The organism is Ruegeria sp. AB8 (genome assembly GCF_056542605.1).
Genome location: NZ_JBQGAB010000003.1, coordinates 285,869 through 305,735, shown reverse-complemented (window position 1 = coordinate 305,735; position 19,867 = coordinate 285,869). Strand labels below are relative to the sequence as shown.

At 57.8% G+C, this 19,867-nt stretch carries 19 protein-coding genes and 1 riboswitch; of the genes, 10 read left to right on the top strand and 9 right to left on the bottom strand.

The genetic code is table 11. The features are described 5' to 3' along the window. Window positions 1-90 precede the first annotated feature (90 nt). The 8 genes from ACR0CG_RS05360 (at window position 91) to ACR0CG_RS05325 (ending at window position 8,118) form a co-directional block, all read left to right on the top strand. Window positions 91-825: an FkbM family methyltransferase gene (locus tag ACR0CG_RS05360; RefSeq protein ID WP_480523166.1), complete on the top strand. Its 735-nt coding sequence runs from the start codon at window positions 91-93 to the stop codon at window positions 823-825. 560 nt (window positions 826-1,385) lie between these two features. Then, window positions 1,386-2,732, top strand: coding sequence for a substrate-binding protein (locus tag ACR0CG_RS05355; RefSeq protein ID WP_170612573.1), 1,347 nt, complete (start codon window positions 1,386-1,388; stop codon window positions 2,730-2,732). Between the two features lie 103 nt (window positions 2,733-2,835). After that, on the top strand, window positions 2,836-3,867 hold the full coding sequence (locus ACR0CG_RS05350) for a branched-chain amino acid ABC transporter permease (RefSeq protein WP_170680283.1): 1,032 nt from the start codon (window positions 2,836-2,838) through the stop codon (window positions 3,865-3,867). 3 nt (window positions 3,868-3,870) lie between these two features. Next, window positions 3,871-5,076 carry a branched-chain amino acid ABC transporter permease gene (locus ACR0CG_RS05345; RefSeq protein WP_170680281.1) on the top strand — a complete coding sequence of 402 codons (1,206 nt, stop codon included), beginning with the start codon at window positions 3,871-3,873 and terminating at the stop codon, window positions 5,074-5,076. 10 nt (window positions 5,077-5,086) lie between these two features. After that, a complete protein-coding gene (locus ACR0CG_RS05340) occupies window positions 5,087-5,842 on the top strand; it encodes an ABC transporter ATP-binding protein (RefSeq protein ID WP_170612580.1) in 756 nt (251 codons plus the stop codon). Between the two features lie 9 nt (window positions 5,843-5,851). After that, window positions 5,852-6,607: an ABC transporter ATP-binding protein gene (locus tag ACR0CG_RS05335; protein ID WP_480523163.1), complete on the top strand. Its 756-nt coding sequence runs from the start codon at window positions 5,852-5,854 to the stop codon at window positions 6,605-6,607. Window positions 6,608-7,021: 414 nt separating this feature from the next. Then, the gene (locus ACR0CG_RS05330) at window positions 7,022-7,321 is read left to right on the top strand and encodes a hypothetical protein (RefSeq protein WP_480523161.1); all 300 of its coding nucleotides are present in this window, start codon (window positions 7,022-7,024) and stop codon (window positions 7,319-7,321) included. A 212-nt stretch (window positions 7,322-7,533) separates the two neighbouring features. Beyond that, entirely contained in the window at window positions 7,534-8,118 is a 585-nt protein-coding gene (locus tag ACR0CG_RS05325; protein WP_480523160.1) for a hypothetical protein, read from the top strand. A 102-nt stretch (window positions 8,119-8,220) separates the two neighbouring features. Here ACR0CG_RS05325 and ACR0CG_RS05320 read toward each other — a convergent pair whose 3' ends face one another. The 4 genes from ACR0CG_RS05320 to ACR0CG_RS05305 are packed head-to-tail and all read right to left on the bottom strand — an operon-like array spanning window position 8,221 to window position 13,550. Beyond that, window positions 8,221-9,324 (bottom strand): dimethylsulfoniopropionate demethylase, encoded by a 1,104-nt coding sequence (locus tag ACR0CG_RS05320; RefSeq protein ID WP_480523159.1) that lies wholly within the window; start codon window positions 9,322-9,324, stop codon window positions 8,221-8,223. A 1-nt stretch (window position 9,325) separates the two neighbouring features. Beyond that, window positions 9,326-10,939, bottom strand: a complete 1,614-nt coding sequence (locus tag ACR0CG_RS05315; RefSeq protein ID WP_480523157.1) for an AMP-binding protein — start codon at window positions 10,937-10,939, stop codon at window positions 9,326-9,328. Window positions 10,940-10,955: 16 nt separating this feature from the next. Continuing rightward, window positions 10,956-11,765, bottom strand: coding sequence for a methylthioacryloyl-CoA hydratase (gene dmdD / locus ACR0CG_RS05310; protein WP_480523155.1), 810 nt, complete (start codon window positions 11,763-11,765; stop codon window positions 10,956-10,958). Window positions 11,766-11,786: 21 nt separating this feature from the next. After that, window positions 11,787-13,550: an acyl-CoA dehydrogenase family protein gene (locus tag ACR0CG_RS05305; RefSeq protein ID WP_480523153.1), complete on the bottom strand. Its 1,764-nt coding sequence runs from the start codon at window positions 13,548-13,550 to the stop codon at window positions 11,787-11,789. A gap of 112 nt (window positions 13,551-13,662) precedes the next feature. Here ACR0CG_RS05305 and ACR0CG_RS05300 point away from each other — a divergent pair, with 112 nt between their 5' ends. After that, window positions 13,663-14,691, top strand: a complete 1,029-nt coding sequence (locus tag ACR0CG_RS05300) for an AraC family transcriptional regulator (RefSeq protein WP_480523151.1) — start codon at window positions 13,663-13,665, stop codon at window positions 14,689-14,691. Between the two features lie 45 nt (window positions 14,692-14,736). On the opposite strand, the gene ACR0CG_RS05295 is transcribed toward ACR0CG_RS05300, so the two are convergent. The 5 genes from ACR0CG_RS05295 to ACR0CG_RS05275 are packed head-to-tail and all read right to left on the bottom strand — an operon-like array spanning window position 14,737 to window position 18,153. Then, window positions 14,737-15,393 carry an energy-coupling factor ABC transporter ATP-binding protein gene (locus tag ACR0CG_RS05295; RefSeq protein ID WP_480523150.1) on the bottom strand — a complete coding sequence of 219 codons (657 nt, stop codon included), beginning with the start codon at window positions 15,391-15,393 and terminating at the stop codon, window positions 14,737-14,739. Next, complete coding sequence (cbiQ, locus tag ACR0CG_RS05290; protein WP_480523148.1) at window positions 15,390-16,172, bottom strand: cobalt ECF transporter T component CbiQ; 783 nt, start codon at window positions 16,170-16,172, stop codon at window positions 15,390-15,392. The genes ACR0CG_RS05295 and cbiQ overlap by 4 nt, the downstream gene beginning before the upstream one ends. Beyond that, window positions 16,172-16,753, bottom strand: coding sequence for a cobalt ABC transporter permease (locus ACR0CG_RS05285; RefSeq protein ID WP_480523146.1), 582 nt, complete (start codon window positions 16,751-16,753; stop codon window positions 16,172-16,174). The genes cbiQ and ACR0CG_RS05285 overlap by 1 nt, the downstream gene beginning before the upstream one ends. After that, the gene (gene cbiM / locus ACR0CG_RS05280; protein ID WP_480523145.1) at window positions 16,750-17,361 is read right to left on the bottom strand and encodes a cobalt transporter CbiM; all 612 of its coding nucleotides are present in this window, start codon (window positions 17,359-17,361) and stop codon (window positions 16,750-16,752) included. Before cbiM ends, ACR0CG_RS05285 begins: the two co-directional genes overlap by 4 nt. A 6-nt stretch (window positions 17,362-17,367) precedes the next feature. Beyond that, on the bottom strand, window positions 17,368-18,153 hold the full coding sequence (locus ACR0CG_RS05275) for a DUF4198 domain-containing protein (protein WP_480523143.1): 786 nt from the start codon (window positions 18,151-18,153) through the stop codon (window positions 17,368-17,370). Window positions 18,154-18,282: 129 nt separating this feature from the next. Further along, window positions 18,283-18,482, bottom strand: a riboswitch (cobalamin riboswitch). 358 nt (window positions 18,483-18,840) lie between these two features. Here ACR0CG_RS05275 and ACR0CG_RS05270 point away from each other — a divergent pair. Next, complete coding sequence (locus ACR0CG_RS05270; RefSeq protein WP_170612609.1) at window positions 18,841-19,866, top strand: LacI family DNA-binding transcriptional regulator; 1,026 nt, start codon at window positions 18,841-18,843, stop codon at window positions 19,864-19,866. The last annotated feature ends 1 nt before the right edge of the window (window position 19,867 follow it).

Below are 19,867 nucleotides of genomic sequence, written 5' to 3'. Positions count from 1 at the left end.
CTCATCTCCACTCCTTGGCGGTTACGATGAGCCAGAAACCCTCTCTTATCAAATCTACTTAAACTGTCCCATTGGTGCTGACGTCAGACAGTGCAAAACGATCTGATCTTCGACTTTGGAGTACACAAAGGATTTGACACTGAGTTCTATTTGAAGAAGGGATTTCGAGTTGTCGGTTTGGAGGCCGTTCCGGAACTCCACGAATTCGCAACGCGTTCAACGCGGGCTTTCGGAGAGCGCGTGATATTATTAAACAAGGCTCTTTTCTACCGAGCTGACGAGACGGTATCTTTCTACAAAGTCCCAAATAAGGATGATTGGGGGAGTTTGGATCGCGCCACCGCTGAGAAAGGTGTCGAGGAAGCGGTCGAGATAAAAGTCCGCACAGTGGATCTCAGCACATTATTCGCGACCTACGGCACACCCTACTATCTGAAATGCGATATGGAGGGAGGGGACATCATAATGCGAGATCAACTGCTCGCCTGCTCAGAACGGCCAAGTTTTGTTTCGATTGAGATGAACGACGGCGCTGAGAGCGATATATTAATGAACTGCGGGTATGAATTTGGTCAGATCGTCAATCAATGGTTCAACCCATTCAAAGGACCGCCGGATCCGCCGCGCGAGGGAAAGTATGTTGATGCTCGTTTCACAGGTGAAATGAGCGGCCTGTTTGGGCGTGAGTTGAACTCGAAAAGGTGGCGTCCCCTCAGCGAGATCGCGGATATCTATCGTAGGTGGCGTGAGCTGCGCATGCTCGACGACGAACTCGCTCCTGGTTGGTTAGATTTGCATGTTTGTCGTGAATCTTCGCTGAAATGATCCGATGAGTTGTGCTCATGACATCACTAGAGTCCGAGGTTTGAGAATTAATGCGGATGACCGCTTTGTCCGGATAGCGTTTATGAAGCCCGTTGATTGGTTTGTCAGTCGCTGATTCACTCGAATTGAGAGTAGAGGCAATCCGCCACGAAGTTGAATGCTGTGTGATACCGATCTGTCTCGATTGACCCTGAGATTTTGTCATCATGCCACTGAGGCATGCTGCCGCCTCTCTCAGCATTCAGCCATGAGAACATCAGTTCATTAAGTATTTTCGCTCAGTAACGGCGCGCTGAATTTGAGAAAATCTACGCCTGACGGCGCTCACAGCGGGAATTCACATCTAAACACCTGAAGTTCATAGTTAGTGCAAAAGGGAGTTTCAAAAACTTTTCAGAGTTTCAAAATTTTCGTAAAAAAGTTTACAAAATTTTGTTTCAAATCCAGTTATTTATTGTGAAATTTTCCACCCGCTTTCCATTATTGAAATGCACATAAGTGCGCTTTCGTCTGCTGGAAGAGGAGCCAGACGGCGAAAGAAAGGGAAATGGGAGGAATTAATGACCAACAAATCTGTCACACGCCGCGGCGTGCTGAAGTCTGGTGCCGTTGCAGGTACCGGTCTGGCCCTGCCTACGATCTTCACAGCTTCGTCGGCTGCTGCTTTTACCAACGAACCGACGGGGTCATCCGTCACTTTGGGCTTCAATGTCCCACAAACCGGGCCTTATGCCGAGGAAGGCAATGACGAACTGCTGGCGCAACAGCTGGCGGTCGAGCATCTGAACGGTGAGGGTGATGGCGGCTGCCTGAACACCTTTACGTCCAAGGCGCTGAAAGGGAACGGCATCCTGGGCAAGAAGGTCGAGTTCGTCACCGGCGACACGCAGACCAAGTCAGACGCCGCACGCGCATCGGCAAAGTCGATGATCGAAAAAGACGGCGCGATCATGATCAACGGTGGTTCGTCCTCGGGCGTGGCCGTTGCCGTTCAGGGTCTGTGCCAGGAGGCAGGCGTGATTTTCATGGCGGGTCTGACCCACGCCAACGACACGACAGGCAAGGACAAGAAAGCCAACGGTTTCCGCCATTTCTTCAACGCATACATGTCGGGCGCAGCACTTGCACCCGTGCTGGCAGCGGAAATGGGCAAGGAACGCCGCGCCTACCACCTGACGGCCGACTACAACTGGGGCTGGACCCAGGAAGAGTCGATCGTCGCATCGACCGAAGCCTTGGGATGGGAAACGGTCAACACGGTCAAGACACCACTCGCGTCAACGGACTTCTCGTCCTACATCACGCCGGTTCTGAACTCGGGCGCAGACGTTCTGGTCCTGAACCACTACGGCGGCAACATGGTGAACTCGCTCACCAATGCGATCCAGTTCGGCTTGCTGGACAAGGTGGCCAACGGCAAGGACTTCAAGATCGTCGTGCCGCTGTACTCGGAACTCATGGCCGCCGGTGCGGGCGAGAACATCAAAGGCGTGCTGGGTTCGATGAACTGGAACTGGCAGCTGCAGGATGAGGGCACCAAGGCCTTCGTGAAGTCCTTTGGCGAAAAGTACGGCAAACCGCCGTCCAACTCGGCACAGACCTGCTATGCGCAGGTGCTGCTCTATGCGGATGCCTGCGAGCGTGCGGGTACCTTCAATCCGTGCGGTGTTGTTGAAGCTCTGGAAGACTTCGAGTTCGACGGTCTGGGCAACGGCCCAACCTGGTATCGCGGCGCCGACCATCAGTGCTTCAAGGACGTGCTGGTCGTTCGCGGCAACGAGAACCCGACCAACGCTTACGACACGCTGGAAATCGTCGAGATCACGCCGCGTGCTCAGGTCGAGTACGATCCGGAGCATCCGATGTTCGCCGGTGGCGCACTCGGAGAATGCAACCCGGGCGCGTAAGCCCCTGTGTTTGAGTCTGGCCGCCCCATCGGCGGCCAGACATTCGCGGCAGGGCTGATCCTGTCGCACCACACTCCACACTGACCAAGCCTGAGGTGGGCCAATGGACGCCATCCTACTGCAAATCCTGAACGGTCTGGACAAAGGCTCGGCCTATGCACTGATTGCCTTGGGACTGACCCTTATTTTCGGAACGCTGGGCGTTGTGAACTTTGCCCACGGGGCACTGTTCATGATCGGTGCGTTCTGTGCCGTAACCTTGCAAAAGCTCATGAACCTGAGCTTCGTGACCATCGACGAAACCCAAACCGACTTTCTGGGCAACCCGCTGAAGGTCGAAACACCCTATGTCGAGGCCTGGTTCGGTCCCGAGTTCGGCGCGACGATCATCGACTGGTCTGTTCCGCTGGCCATCCTGTTCGCGATCCCGATCATGCTGTTCGTCGGCTATGTGATGGAGCGCGGGCTGATCAAGCATTTCTACAAGCGCCCCCACGCGGACCAGATCCTTGTCACCTTTGGTTTGGCGATCGTGTTGCAGGAAATCGTGAAGTATTTCTTCGGCGCCAACCCGATCCAGACGCCGCCGCCCGACGCACTCAGCGGCTCTGTCGACCTTGGCACAATGATCGGCTTCGATCCCAACGCGATCATCTATCCGATCTGGCGCCTGGTTTACTTTGGATTTGCCGTCGCCATCATCGGCGCAGTCTTCTCATTCCTGCAGTTCACGACGTTTGGCATGGTCGTCCGCGCCGGAATGGCCGACCGCGAGACGGTGGGCTTGCTGGGTATCAATATCGACCGCCGCTTTACCATCATGTTCGGCATCGCGGCCGCTGTGGCTGGCTTGGCCGGTGTAATGTACGGGCCGCTCAACCCGCCAAATTATCACATGGGGATGGACTTTCTGGTCCTCAGCTTTGTTGTGGTTGTTGTCGGCGGCATGGGTTCGCTGCCCGGAGCGGTGCTGGCTGGCTTCCTGCTGGGCATTCTTGAAAGCTTTGCCTCAACGACCTGGGCCACCACAACAATCCCCGGAATCAACCAAATCATCATCTACCTTGTTGCCATTATCGTGCTGCTGACACGCCCGCGCGGGTTGATGGGACGCAAAGGCGTGATGGAGGAATAATCGATGTTGGGACTGAACAAGAAAGACACCAGCCTTCTGATCATCGTCGGCCTTCTTACCCTGCTGGCCCCCTTCATCCTGAACCCGTTCCCGGAAGGCAGCGCCATGGCGCAGTTCAACGCGGGCTATCCGGACCTGATGCAGCGCTTTGTTATCTTTGGCATCTTTGCCATCGGGTTCAACATCCTGTTCGGTCTGACCGGATACCTGTCCTTCGGTCACGCGGCCTTTTTGGGCGTGGGGTCGTATTCGGCCGTGTGGATGTTCAAGCTGCTGAGTTACAACATCATCCCGGCCATAGCGCTCAGCGTTGTGGTGGCAGGGCTATTCTCGCTGCTGATCGGCTTTGTCAGCTTGCGCCGGTCCGGCATCTATTTCTCGATCCTGACGCTGGCCTTTGCACAGATGAGTTTTGCGCTGGCCTATTCGGTGCTGTCGAACCCCAAATTCAACCTGACAAACGGGGAAACCGGTCTGCAGGTCTATGCCGACGATCCCCAAATTCTGCAGGGGGCCAATTCGCCGGATCTGCCACACCTGTTCGGCCTGCCGATGCGCGCGACCTATACGATGGATGTCGGCGCGTGGAGCTTTGACTTCAACGCGGGTTATTACCTTTGCGCGATAGTCATGATGGTTGTGTTTTATCTTTCGATCCGCATTTTCCGCTCACCTTTTGGAATGATGCTGCGCGCGGTGAAATCGAACCAGCAGCGGATGAACTATACCGGCCTGAACTCCAAACCTTACACCCTGGCGGCCTTTGTCATCTCGGGCATGTACGCTGGCCTGGCCGGTGGTCTGATGGCGGCAATGGATCCGCTGGCAGGGGCCGAGCGGATGCAGTGGACCGCCTCGGGCGAGGTTGTTCTGATGACCATTCTTGGCGGCACCGGCACCTTGATTGGACCGGTTCTGGGCGCTGGATTCATCAAGTATTTCGAGAACATCTTCTCGAAGATCAACGACAACGTCCTGCATAGCTGGTTCGCCTTCCTTCCCGACGGGCTGGAGGACGCGGTGGTGTTCCTGATCCACCCGTTCATCGGCAAAGGCTGGCACCTGACGCTGGGCATCCTGTTCATGCTGGTGGTGATCTACCTGCCTGGTGGCCTTGTCGAAGGTGGTCAACGATTGCTGAACCGCTTGAAGCGCAAGAAATCTGGTACCGACGATGCGCCGTCGGGCAAAACGGAACCGGCGGAGTAAGGGGCGGACCATGGCAATTCTAAGAGTCAAAGATGTCAGCAAACGCTTCGGTGGCCTCAAGGCGCTGACGGATGTGAACCTCAATGTCGAGGAGAACACGGTTCACGCAATCATCGGACCCAACGGGGCGGGCAAGTCGACCCTGCTGAACTGTCTTGTGGGCAAACTGATGCCGGACACTGGTTCGGTGTTGTTCGACAACAACTCGGTGCTGGGGCTTGAACCCTTCCAGATCAACCAGATGGGCATCAGCCGCGTGTTTCAGACGCCGGAGATTTTCGGCGAACTGACGGTTATGGAAAACATGCTGATCCCGATCTTTGCAATGCGGGACGGCGCGTTCCGGATGCACGCCTATGAGACCATTGCCAACGAAAAGGCCATAGTCGAACAGGCCGAGGCGATGCTGGAAGAGATGAACATGGCCGACAAGCGCGAGATGCACGCTGCCGCACTGTCGCGTGGCGACAAACGGCGGTTGGAGATCGGCATGTGCCTCAGCCAGAATCCCCGACTGTTGCTCTTGGACGAACCGACGGCGGGCATGGCGCGGGCCGATACCAACAACACGATTGATCTGCTGAAGCAAATCAAGGACGAGCGCGACATCACCATCGCCATCATCGAACACGACATGCACGTGGTTTTCAGCCTGGCCGAGCGCATCACAGTGCTGGCGCAGGGCACGCCCCTTGTTGAAGACACTCCGGAAAATATCCGCGGAAACCCCAAGGTCCGCGAAGCCTATCTCGGCGAAGCTGCGTAAGGAAAAGCTATGAACGAGAAACCTGACTTTTCGAAAAACGCCAATATGGCCAGCACCGCGCCTGCATTTCTCTCGGTTTGGGACATGCATTCCTACTACGGAGAAAGCTATATCGTGCAGGGCGTCAGCTTCAACGTGCACGAAGGCGAGATTCTTGCCCTTCTCGGGCGCAACGGTGCAGGAAAGACTTCGACACTCCGTTCCATTGCCAGAGTGGGCGAGCCGGAAGTGCGGCATGGCGAAATCTGGCTGGACCATCAACCGCTCCACAAAATGACAAGTTACGAAGCGGCGGCGGCTGGCCTTGGTCTGGTGCCGGAAGACAGAAGAATCATTCCAGGGCTGACTGTCGAGGAAAACCTGCAGCTTGCGCAGATTGCGCCACCAATCGGCTGGTCGCTGGACCGGCTTTACGAATTGTTCCCACGACTGGGCGAGCGCCGGAAACAAGAGGGAATTACCTTGTCGGGCGGTGAACAGCAAATGCTGTCAATCGCCAGGGCTCTGGCCAGAGACATCAAGGTCCTGCTTCTGGACGAACCCTATGAAGGCTTGGCCCCTGTCATCGTCGACGAAATCGAAAAAACGCTGATCCACGTCAAGCAGCAGGGAATGACTACAATCATTGTCGAGCAGAACGCAGTTCGTGCTTTGGAGTTGGCGGACCGGGCTATTATCCTGGATACGGGAACCATCGTATTCGACGGCACCGCCAAAGAGGTGCTTGAAGACACCAATCTTCGTGAAGAGTATCTGGCGATTTAACTTTGCCTCGAGCTTGAAGGCAGGCGCAATTTTCGGACTACGAGCGGGATTTCTCGGAAGCTCTCGATCCCGGGTCCGGACTGTTCTGGCTTCCTCGGCAGACTGATATCAACGCGATAACGGCGATGGCTGAAAGACAGGCTGTCGGGGACGTGTCATTGTTGGTTCGTGCGCAAACCTGATCAGTTCAGGCGAAACTGAAACCTGGTTCGCGTTACGAAATCAGGGTCTGCTTTGAGCTTATTCTGATCCCGATTTTGGTAAGCGGACCGTCTGTTATGCGGGCGCAACTGCATGTTTTGTGTACGCGCCTTGCCCCGTCAAGATCAACGCATTGACAGTTTTGAATAAGTTTTTTTCACTTGTTGAGCCCGCATCCTGGGCTTTTTGCAGAGCTACGGAAGGAAATTTTCAATGACAAGATTCAGCGTATTTACTTTGCTGGGCGCAACGACTTTGGCGCTTTCTGCGTGTGACGAGACCAGTGGCACAAGCGGGTCCACCGAAGTCACTCCCGCACAACAAGCCTGTTTGCGCGACGTGGCCGCCGCAACCAACAACACGCAAGTTGTTGTGCTTTCGTCCGAGTTCAGCGAGGCCGGGACACTGGTAAAAGTTGGCGTGGGTCCGGATCAGGCACCATGGAATTGTATCGCTTACACTGATGGTGCAACGGCGGGTATTGAATCGCTCAGCGACGAAGGCGCGCTGTGATCTTTTGCGTGATTGTCGCAACTTCGAGGCTCGGTTTAGCCGCATGAGACCGTACCCTTGGCTTTCCAGCCCCGGAAAGACGAAGCGAGCGCTTTTTGCGGCCTCGCAGGTGCGACACGCTTCGCCGCTTGAACGCGCCAGGACAAACATTCTGCCAAACAGAAGGGAATTGTGATGTTTAAGAAGTTCTTTTGGGCGCTTGCATTTTCCCAATGCCCGCGTTTTCCGACATCTCTGATGAGGCGAACGCTTGCATCGATGAGTTGATATCCCGCTTTGGCAATGTGGGCGGTGAGGTCCTTGGCCAGGAATTCAGCGAAGCCGCCATCATGGTCCGGCTTCGCGATGGCACCGGTGTCGAGTATGAGTGCATCGTTTGGTCCGGACCCGAAGTCGCCGATTTACGACGCGTGGGTGAAAACACTGACACTGCTGATGATGGAGGCGGCGCATTGGATGGTGCCTCTGACACTGCGCCGACAGTTTCAGGGGATCAGATCGTCAAGTTTGATGCCGGCACAAGTGGCACAACCCTAAGCGCCACACTTCAGGCCGGCACGTCGGTGCGTTACATCCTGGGGGCAAACGACGGTCAGTTTCTGAACGTGGACGTCGGATCACATGGTGGCGCTCTGGACTACAGGATCTTCAATCCCGACGGCACTTTGCTGCTGGATTTGATTCCTTCGGAGAAGCCATATCAGGGTCAGCTATGGCAGTCGGGCGAACATATCATTGAAGTTGTGAACGCGGGCGCACAACCGGTTGCCTTTGACATCGGGATCGGCATCAACTGACGCCGGAACGACTTGGGCAATTTGACATACTATCAAAGGGCCGCTCCCCCCAAGCACAATGTTGAATCCGCCTGTTCTTGCCTGCGTTGGGGCGGAATTTGGCTATCCCCAGAACGCCTTTTGCACCTCGGCCCGCCGATCCCCGGTTGGAGTTTGAACCTCAAGCACCGTCCCGGCGTCCCAGTGGCTGGCATCGACCATGCCAATTGCGACATTTGTTTCGAAGTCAGGCGACCAGGCGGCAGACGTGACCTGCCCAACCCGCTTTCCGTCTTTGTACAGCGGCCAGGCCGACCGGGCCGGCGGCACCGGATCACCGGGGATGGAAATCGCGCGAATTTGCCTGGCCGGGCCTGCGGCGGCCTCGCGCGATAGCGCGTCCCTGCCGATATGGTCGCTGCCCTCGGCCGGATTGCAGAACTTGCCCAATCCGCATTCCAATGGCGAGTTCTCCATTGTCATGTCGTTGCCATAGCTCAGCAGGCCGCCTTCGATCCGTTCGATCAGGTTCGGACAGCCGGGGCGCACATTCAGATCTTCGCCCGCCTCGAACAAGGCGTTCCACAGTGGCATCCCATAGGCACCATTCTCAACAAAGATCTCGTAGCCGCCTTGTTTGGAATACCCGGACCGCGCCACCACAAAGGACGTGTCCTGAAAAGCCAGCCGCTTGTAGCGGAAAAAGCGGATGTCACGCACCTCGCCTCCAAAGACCCGCGCCATCAGGTCATCCGACTTTGGCCCCTGAACGGCCAGGGGTGAAACGTCGGGCTCGAACACCTGCACATCCATGCCCGCACCGACAGCCAGCCCCTTGACCCACAAAAGCAGGTCGCTGTCCGCAATGGAAATCCACCAGCGATCCTCGCTGTGCTTGATCGCCACCGGGTCGTTCAACATGCCGCCGTTCTCATCAACGATCGGCACGTAATAGCACTGGTCTTCCTGCATCTTTTCCAGGTTGCGGGGGGTCAGCCGACGCATCAGCCGGCCAGCATCCGGACCGCTCAGCTCGATCTGCCGTTCACAGGACACATCCCAGACTTGCACATGAGATTTCAGGTGCCGGTAGTCGGCCTCGATGCTCTCAAACACCGTGGGCAACAGCATCCGGTTATAGACGGTGTAGGCGGTGACGCCCTTGTCTTCGACCCCTTCGGAAAAGGGCGTTTGGCGCAGGCGGCGGGATTGGGATAACAGACGCATATCAAAGGTCCATTGATTTGATACGATCCCGAAGCTGGAACTTCTGGATCTTTCCGGTGGAGGTTTTGGGAAGGGTTTCGAATACAACAGCCTTGGGGGCCTTGAACCCGGCAAGGTGATCTCGGCAGAACGCAATGATCTCGTCAGATGTTGCCCTGGCGCCTTCACGCAATTCGACAAACGCACAAGGGACTTCGCCCCATTTCTCGTGCGGCATTGCAACCACGGCTGCGGCCTGCACGGCGTCATGACGATAAAGCACCGCTTCGACCTCGACGGATGAGATGTTTTCTCCGCCCGAGATGATCACGTCCTTCAGGCGGTCGCGGATCTGTATATAGCCGTTTTCGTGTACGACCGCACCATCACCAGACCAGAACCATCCGTCTTCGAAGGCTTTGGCGGTGGCCTCGGCATCCTTGTAATACCCCGCCATGACCGTGTTGCCCCGGATAGCAATCTCGCCCTGCGTGGACCCATCGCGCGTGACCGGCGTGCCGCTGGTGCGGTCGATAACCGAGACGTCTTCGACCATAGGAAAGGCAATGCCCTGCTGCGCCTGTAACTCGGCCTGTTCTGCGGGGCTAAGATCGTCCCACTCATCCTGCCAGAGACACTGTGAAATATGTCCGTAGGTTTCGGTCAGGCCATAGACCTGCATGACGTCAAATCCCATGGATCGCGTCTTTTCCAGCACCGACGGTGGCGGCGGCGCTCCGGCCGTCAATACGCGGATCGCGGGATCAAAGGGGGCCGCACCGCTTTCGGCTTCGGCCAGCATCTGCAACACAATGGGCGCCGCACCAAAATGGGTCACACCATGGGTGCGGATCGCATCCAGAATACGGTCTGCTGCCGGAACGCGTGTGAATACAACCGTCGCCCCAAGCATGGCCATCAACCAGGGGTGCCCCCAACCGTTGCAGTGGAACATCGGCACCACCGACAGATAGACCGGATAGGGCGGCATCTGCCACGCTGTCCCGGTGCCAAGCGCCATCAGATAAGCTCCGCGGTGGTGATAGACGACGCCCTTGGGGCGCCCGGACGTGCCCGAGGTGTAGTTCAGCGCAATCGCATCCCACTCATCTTCGGGCAGGTCTGTCGGCAAAGGGGCGGATTTGGTCAGCGCCTCATAGGTCTGGCCACCAAGGCTCTCACCTGCTGCAGCGGGATCGACGATCTCGACCACGGGCAAGGTTCGACCGAGCAGATCAAACGCTTGGGACAGAAGCGGCACAAGCTCCCGGTCCACGATCACCAGTTTCGTGTCCGCGTGATCCAGGATGTATGCGATGGTTTCCGGCTCCAACCTTGTATTCAGTGTGTTGAGCACTCCGCCTGTCAGCGGTACGGCAAAGTGCAATTCGAACAGCTCTGGAATGTTCGGGCTGAGCACCGAAACCGTATCACCTTTCTGCACACCAAGTGCCGCCAACCCACCGGCCACCGCGCGAATGCGGGTGGTGGTCTCAGCCCAGCTTCGCCGGACGTCGCCATAGATTACCGCCGTGCGGGCTCCATGCAGGTTTTCGGCGCGGTGCAGAAAGGACAACGGCGACAGGGGCACATGGTTGGCCCGTGTCTTCTGAAGAGCTTCGAAATGGTGACGCATCCCGGTACCGCCTTTATCAGCTGTTAGGCCGCACGCGGGCGGCGGTCTTGTTTGCGAAGGCTTCCAGCCGTTCGCGGGCGGCGGGCTGGGTATTGACCACTCCGCCCACCACAGCCTCTGCATACGCCGCGTCCATGCCGGACATGTTGTTCAGGTGACTGATTGCCGAACAGATTGCAAAATTGGTCAAAGGCAGGTTCTGCGCAATTTGTTCCGCCAGCTCCATCGCCTTGGCCATGCTGCCGCCTTCTTCGGTGATGTATTGCGCCAACCCCAGATCGACGGCCTCTTGCCCCTGATAGACACGGCCGGTCAGGATCATGTCGATCATGCGGTATTTGCCGATCATATCCGAAACCCTGATGGTTGCCCCGCCCCCAGTAAAAATCCCACGCTGGCCTTCAGGCAAGGCAAAATAGGTGCCGGGGTCGATCACACGGATATGCGCCGCGCTGGCCAATTCCAGCCCTCCGCCCACTACCGCGCCCTTCAGCGCGGCGATGATCGGCACACCACCATATTCCATCTTGTTGAACGCTTCATGCCAGCGCAGACAGACATGCATGAAGTCATCCGGACTGCGGTCGGCCTTCCAATGCTCGACCAGATCAAGACCTGCGCAGAAGTGGTTGCCTTCGCCGGCCAGAACCACGGCTCTGACACCGGCCATACGCGCGCTGCTGAAAAAGCGGATCAGTTCCTCGATCGTGGCCACATCCAGCGCGTTGCGCTTAGAGGGACGGTTCAGGGTCACGACGTACAGACCGTTCTCACGCTCGGAAATCGCAAGGTTCTCATATGTGTCGGGGTTCACGACGTCATTCATGGGTCAGATCCTATCCAGGCGTTATTCGGGGAAAGTCGCGTCAAGCAGACTGCGCGAGCCATGCAGGATGCGGGCGTGTTCGGTGGCACATTCAGGCAGAATGTGCTGAGCAAAGAACAGGGCGGTGGCGATTTTCTGGGTCATGAATTGTGTATCCTGCCCGGCGTCCAGTGCATTTTGCGCAGCCACGGCACCTTTTGCCAGTTTCCACCCCGCCGCCAGTGTCCCGGCCAGCATAAGGAACGGGACAGAGCCTGCAAAGGCCGCGTCGATGTCCATTCGGCTGTTTTCCAGCAACCAGTCCAGCGCGGCCTCAAATGCGCCACGCGCCTGAGCAAGACTTGCGCCAATTGCCTGCGCGCTGGCATCTCCTTTTGCCAGTTGCGCTTCGGTCTCGGCAATTCGGGCGGCGAACCGGCGGGCGGTTTCTCCTCCGTCGCGCATCACTTTGCGCCCCAGAAGGTCGTTGGCCTGAATGGCTGTGGTGCCTTCGTAAATCGGCAGAATGCGGGCGTCGCGGTAGTGCTGCGCGGCTCCGGTTTCTTCGATAAAGCCCATGCCGCCGTGGATTTGCACGCCCAGCGAGGCGACCTCGACCGCGCGTTCCGAGCAGAAACCTTTGACCAGCGGGACCATGAATTCGGCCAGCGCAGCGATTGCCGGATCGTCCTGATGATGTGCGATGTCCAGCAGGCCTGCCGTTGCGGCCGCCATAGCCCGGCCACCTTCGGTCAGGCTGCGCATCCGCATCAGCATACGGCGCACATCCGGGTGTTCGATGATGGCGACCGCGTCTTTGGTCTGACCATTCACGGGACGGCTCTGCACCCGGTCGCGCGCATAGGCCAGAGCGCGTTGGTAAGCCCGTTCAGAGGTCGCGATGCCCTGAACCCCAACAGAAAACCGAGCGGCGTTCATCATGATGAACATATATTCCAGCCCGCGGTTTTCCTCGCCGATCAGGAAACCGGTGGCGTCTTTGTATTCCAGAACCGCAGTCGGGCTGGCACGAACGCCCAGTTTGTGTTCGATGCTTATGCAATTGACCGTGTTCTCGACGCCTGGCGTGCCATCCGGCCCCACCAGTTTTTGCGGGACGATGAACAGGCTCAGCCCCTTCGGCCCGGCAGGCGCGTCAGGTGTGCGGGCCAGCACCAGATGAATGATGTTCTCGGTCAGATCGTGCGCGCCATATGTGATGAAGATCTTGGTGCCAGAGACGCCATAGCTGCCATCCCCGCGCTGCACCGCCCTGGTCGCCACGCGGCCCAGATCACTGCCTGCCTGCGGTTCGGTCAGGTTCATCGTGCCGGACCAGCGCCCTGCGATCAGCGGTTCCAGATAGGTGGCTTTCTGTTCGTCCGAACCGGTCAGCAGCAACGCCTCAATCGCCCCGTCGGTCAGCAGCGGGCAAAGACCAAAGCTCATATCAGCGGCATTCAGCATTTCAACGGCTGCCGCGCCGACGGCGCGCGGCAATCCCATACCGCCATATTCCACCGGATGGGTCAGCGCCTGCCACCCCATTTCGACGAACTGCACATAAGCTTGCGCGTCACCCTCGGGCATTGTCACACGGCCATTGTCGAACTGCGCGCCCAGCGTGTCCCCGATATGTGACAATGGCGCGATCTGTTCGCTGCAGAACCGGGCATATCCCTCGAGAGCGGCACCAATATCCGTCAGGTCGTATTCCGAATACACTTCCACCCGGGACACCTTGTCCCAGTGGGACAAGTGTTCGATGCAAAACATCAAATCCTGTACGGGCGGCTGATAGGACATGCCAGGCTCCCCTGCGGCGACTATGGTTTCGCGTCATCTACCCGCCCAATGGTTTGCCGATAAGCTCATTTCTTGACAAAATGATATCCGATTACGCCAACGTGAGGTTCAGATGACCAGCCATGACCCGATATCTCTGACGACTGTATCGGCGGGATTTGTCCAGGATTGGCTGGATGCGCTGAAGTCCCGTTGCACTCCGGCAGAAATGACATCGCTGTTGGAGCGTTCGGGCCTGCAGGCCAACCCGATGGCACCTTCTCAGCGCGTCACACTGAATGAAATCGCCCGGCTCTATCAGCTTGCCGCGCCCGAAACCGGGGACGAAATGATGGGGCTCTGGAGCCGTCCGATCCGGCCCCGCGCCCTGCAGCATTTGGTGATGGTACAGCGCGAAGCGAGCAGCCTGACCTCGGCGCTTTATCGTTTCTCGACATTTTGGAACCTGCTTCTGGATGACTTCCGCCTGGACTTGCACAGCAAATCCGACGCGGTGGAACTGGCGTTGGTCCCATATTCGGACGACACGCGCCCGCAGCGTTTCGGCCACATGCTGATCCTGAAACTGGCGCATGGGCTTTTGTCCTGGCTTGGCGGGACGGAAACACCAGTAAAAGCCGTTCGCTTTGCCTTTGCCCGCCCGGAATTTGCCGCCGACTACGCCGTCGTCTTCCCATGCGCTGTCGAGTTTGACGCTCGGCAGACCAGTATCCTTTTCGACCCGCGCCAGTTCACCCGCCCGGTAACCCGCAGCTCGGCTGAGGCATCCGTGTTCCTTGAACGCGCGCCGCTGGACTGGATCTTTACCGGTTCGCGCGCACATACAAACAGCCTTCGCGTCCGCGCGTTTCTCTACGGCGCAACATGGCAAACCTGCCAGCTTCCCGATGCAGCGCGTGCCCTGAAAATGACGCCGCGGACCTTGAACAGGCGTTTGAAAGAAGAAGGGACTTCTTTTCAGGACATCAAGGATGCACTGCGCCGCGACATTGCCATCCGCGCGCTTCAGCAAAGTACGCTCAGTATTGAACAGATCGCCTTTGACACCGGGTTTTCGGCTCCGGCGAATTTTCACCGCGCCTTTCGAAAGTGGACCAGCCGGACCCCCGGGTCATACCGCGTGCACGCGCAGGCTTCCTGACGACGGCACTCCGTCGCGGACATTCGCATAGCTCGTGCGAACAGGTCATTCACTTGGGCTGACAATCCGCCCGTTTCGCAGTTCCAGCGTGTCTGGTGCCAATGCCGCGCGAAACGATGGTGCGTGGCTTACCAGCAGTATAGCCTGCGGCAGGCTTCGCAGAATTTCCAGAAGTCGCGCTTCATTTTTGGCGTCCAGCGCATTGGTGGGCTCATCCAAAAGCAGCGCCTCCGGCTCCATCGCCAAAACGGTTGCAAGGGTCACAAGCCGCTTCTCTCCACCAGAGAGCTTGTGCGTAATGCGATCACGCAGGTTTAACAGATCCAGATCGGAAAGCACCTTGTCGACGATGGCAAGCGCCTCGGACTTGCTGCGCCCGAGGTTGAGAGGACCAAATGCGATGTCTTCCGCCACCGTCGGGCAAAACAACTGATCATCGGGATCCTGAAAAACCAGCCCGACCTGACGGCGGACTTCGTGAAAATCCGCCTCGACGCGCCTTTCCTTTCCCAGGACGGTCACGCGCCCGGCGCTTGGCGTTTGCAGGCCAAGGGCAATACGAAACAGGGTAGACTTTCCCGCGCCATTCGGGCCCGCAATCGAGAGGCGCTGCCCCGGTTCAAGCTGCAGCGAAGCGCCGTCCAGCACTGGTGGCTGGCCAGGGTACGCAAAACAAATGTCTTCAAGCTTGAGGATCGTCATAGATAATCCAGGAACAGCAGGCCAAGGCAAACGGTGCACAGCATCGCGGCGAACATGTGATCGCGTCGTGTCATGTTAAAGTCCTGCAGCAACAAAAGACGCCCGGAAAACCCCCGGCATTTCATCGCCGCCAGAATCCGCTCTGACCGTTCAATCGCGCGCACCAGCATCATGCCGACCAGATACCCGAAGCTTCGGTAGGTGTGCCAGTTTGTGCCGGGGCGAAATCCGCGAATCTTCATCGCGCCGCGCAGGCGCAGGTATTCTTCCCGCAACACCTCGATGTAGCGGATGGTGAACATCAAAAGGTGCACAAGCGCCTCGGGGCAGCGCAGCTTGTGCAAAGCGTGTCCAAGCGTCACAGGTTCCATCGTTCCGACCAGAACCATCAGCGCAAGGATGACCGCGTTGGCCGTCAGTGCAATCTCGAAAGCTTTCCAAAGGCCCTGCCAACTGGCCGGAAAGCCAAAAACCGTGAACATCGCGTCACCGGGCATTGAGAATGGCAGCAACACCAGCATGAAGATGATGAAGCTGTCCATCATGGCCATACGCTTGAGGGTCCGGCCGACTGGCAAGCGTGACATCACCAGTAACCCAAGCGAGACGGACAAAGCGCCGATCAGCGCCGGAATGCTGTTGAGGGCAACCGTGACGATGGCAAAGATGCAGGCCAGCACGATGCGCATACGGGGATCGTAGTCTCCGATCATCCCGAAATGGGCGGCTTTGCCTGCCTCGGCCAGTGTTTTGGCCTGTGGTTCCAGCGCATGTGCCATCAGGTGGCCATCTTTTTACGCGCGGCCAGGTAAAAGCCGATGCCGAACAGACCAATGATATAGCCAATACCACCCAAGATGTTCTGCAGATCATTGTGCTCGCGATAGGCGGCGATCTCGCGCCGCAGTGGGCGGGTTTCGTCGCGCACCGCTTTGGCGATGGCCGCTCGTTCCTCATCCGAGAGCGAGGCCACTGTCACCGCTGCCGCGCCATCCGCAGATGCAACCGGCGTGGCTGTTTCAGAAAGCTCGGCTTCGACCCCCATGATTTCGGCCACTTCGTCGGCCGGCATGGCAACTTCGGCGACGTGCCCTGCACCCAGATCTGCCTTGAATGTATGAGTCACAGCTTTGGTCGGGCTGTAGAGAAAGAAACCGTCCGTATCGGTTACTGTGCGTCCCAGTTCAGAGCCATCGGGGCCATAGACGATGACTTCCTGGTCTGCGGCCATATCGCCATTGGAAAACCCCAGCTCGCCTTCGATTGCGTCGCCTGCCGGAAAAACGCCTGCAATAACCTTATGCGCAAGAGCCGGGAGCGGGGCGAGAGCAAGCGTACAAACAAGGATCAACTGTTTCATGTGGACGCAACCTTTACAAAAAGTTCCGGTTTGACCTTGCGGGCCAGAAGAACGGCAAAACCTGTCAGCACGGCCTCGATAGCCATGACGGGAATGTGGGCGAAAAAGACAAGCTTGGCAGCGGGCAGGAACTCATCGCCGGACAGCGCCAGCGAAACCGCGACGAAAGCCGTTGTGGCCGCGATCGAAAACGCGCCGCCAATTCCGCCCCAGATCGCCCCCTGAACAGGTGAGCCACGTGCGATCAGGCGACCAAAGATCATCCAGGTCAGCACCGCCGGAAGGGCGATATTCACCGTGTTGATCCCCAGCACGGTCAATCCGCCAAAACCAAAGAACACGGCCTGCAGCAGCAAGCCGACAAAAAGGGCCGGAAAGGCGGCCCAGCCGAGCAGAAGCCCGGCCAGACCGTTCAGAATCAAATGCACAGACGACGGGCCAATCGGCACATGGATCAGCGAGGCGACAAAAAAGCTGGCCGACAACACGCCCGCCGTGGGAATGCGATCCAGATCCAGCGATTTCAGGCCCAATGCGATCCCGCCAGCCGCGGCGACCGCACCGCCGATCACGACAGGGTTGGAAAGGGCTCCGTCGACGATGTGCATTCAGGCTTACTCCAGATCCCAGGCGCGGATCCAGATGACCGCATCCTGGCTCAGCTCTTTGCCTTCATGCTCGGTTTCCGGGCCCACGCCCAAAGCGGCGAAGCCCCAGTACCCGGCTTTTGGCACACCAAAAGTGAAATATCCGTTGTCATCCGAAATCGCGACCAACGCGCCGCCCGGCAATGGGGACACGGTGGCGTCCTTCGCGCCGGTGCCGGTCATGTCCGGTGCTGCGGCGATGTACTCGATTTCGATTTTTGCGCCGGCGACGGGCTGTCCCTCGCTCAACACGCGACCGGTAAAGGTTGACCCGGCGATGATGTTGTAAGGCTTGTTCAGCGGCAGAATCTCGGCGGCCAGCCCCTGCGGCTGATCCCAATCGGTCGGCAGTTCGTTTCGGTTGAGGTAAGCCTTGGTGATCTGCTGGATATAGATATCCTCGGATTCTTCGTAGTAAGGCGCAGGAACTGTAACCACCACATAGTCACCCGAGCGCTTCACCGGAATCGAGCCCAGGAACGCTTTGGCAATGTTGTCCGGTCCTTCAAAGGTGGTTTCTTGCAGCGTACCCATCAGATCGGTTTTTTCACCGTTGTGGATCACAAAGAATTCTTCCGGTTTTTCCAGGGTCATCACGTGACCAGCTTCAAACGGGTGCCAGAAAACCAGTTTGACCGGAACGTCACCGGGGCGTTCGATCATCGTGTCGTCGGTATATTCCAGCAGGAAATGGGCCTGCGCCAATGCAGGCATCGCCAAAGCAGCCGTTGCAGCCACCAGCAGTTTTTTCACAAATCGAGTCCTTCTCACGTCGCGCCTTCCCCGGAACAATTCTGCTTTGACGATGGGGAACGCGAAGCCATCTGCCTTGTCGGGCAAACAGATCCGGCGCACACCCCGTCGCCGATGATGAACGCCCCTTCCAAGGGCGCATGTTCGGCAGGTCTCCTGACTTGCGGGTCAAAGCGCTAAACTAACCTTCCCGGGATACCCCAGTGGCATTATCAGCCGCGCTCGCCGCCTACAGTTGCGGGGGCAGTTGCAGAGTTGGCAAAATGTGCCGCACTGCATTCCCTATTGCTTCCGAAGATGTCCCCGGAACCGAACATGGCGCGTTCATGCCAGAATATGTAAGACACGGTCAACAATTGATTGCGGCGTTGCATGGGCCATTTGCGAAATCAGAAATTGCATGTTCGCGCTTGCTACGCGGTTTGGTATGCGCCACCGCGAGTGTGTGTGTTTTCCTAGATCTCTTTATGTGTTCAATAGTCGTCGGTTCAGTTCGCGGACTTGAGATTTTTAGGCCTGAAACTGCGGGCGTTGACTCGCGTGTTTAATTGAACTCGTTACAAATATGTAGGGTCGCTCCGATGCACAAAAGGTCCGACCGGCCCAGCGCCCGATGCAGAAGCAGAGTTGTTGTACTTGTCGCCGTGTTCACGCTACCATCGGGCAAAACAACAGTGCAGGTGCCTCGTGACCACAGAAACAAAACGCCCGCTCACCCTTCGCGATGTCTCGGAAGCGTCGGGGGTATCCGAAATGACGGTCAGCAGGGTCCTGCGCAATCGGGGTGATGTATCGGATGCGACCCGAACACGGGTTCTGGCCGCCGCAAAAGAGCTGGGATACGTGCCCAACAAAATTGCGGGTGCGCTGGCATCCAGCCGGGTCAATCTGGTTGCGGTCATCATCCCCTCACTGTCCAACATGGTCTTCCCCGAGGTCCTGACCGGCATCAATCAGGTTCTGGAAGACACCGAATTGCAGCCAGTGGTCGGCGTGACCGATTATTTGCCGGAAAAAGAGGAAAAGGTCCTTTACGAGATGCTCTCGTGGCGGCCTTCGGGCGTGATCATCGCAGGCCTGGAACACACGGAAGCGGCCCGGGCGATGCTGGATTCCGCGGGCATTCCGGTGGTCGAAATCATGGATACCGACGGCAAACCCGTGGATGCGATGGTCGGCATTTCACACCGCCGTGCCGGCCGTGAAATGGCGCAGGCCATTCTGAAGGCCGGATACCAGCATATCGGTTTCATGGGGACCAAGATGCCTTTGGACCACCGCGCGCGCAAACGTTTCGAGGGCTTTACCGAGGTTCTGGGCAAACACGGGATCGAGATCGAGGACCGCGAGTTCTACTCGGGCGGGTCGGCACTGGCCAAGGGGCGCGAGATGACGCAGGCGATGCTGGAACGATCGCCGGAACTGGATTTTCTGTATTATTCCAATGATATGATCGGCGCTGGCGGGCTGTTGTACCTGCTGGATCAGGGGATCGACATCCCTGGTCAGATCGGGTTGGCGGGGTTCAACAATGTCGAACTGCTGCAAGGTCTGCCCCGCAAACTGGCAACCATGGATGCCTGCCGGCTGGAAATCGGCCGCCAGGCCGCAGGGATCATCGCGGCACAGCTGGCCGACCCGGAAGCCGAGATTGAAACCCGCGTAACCCTGACGCCAAAAATCAGCTACGGCGACACACTGAAGCGGCGTTAGA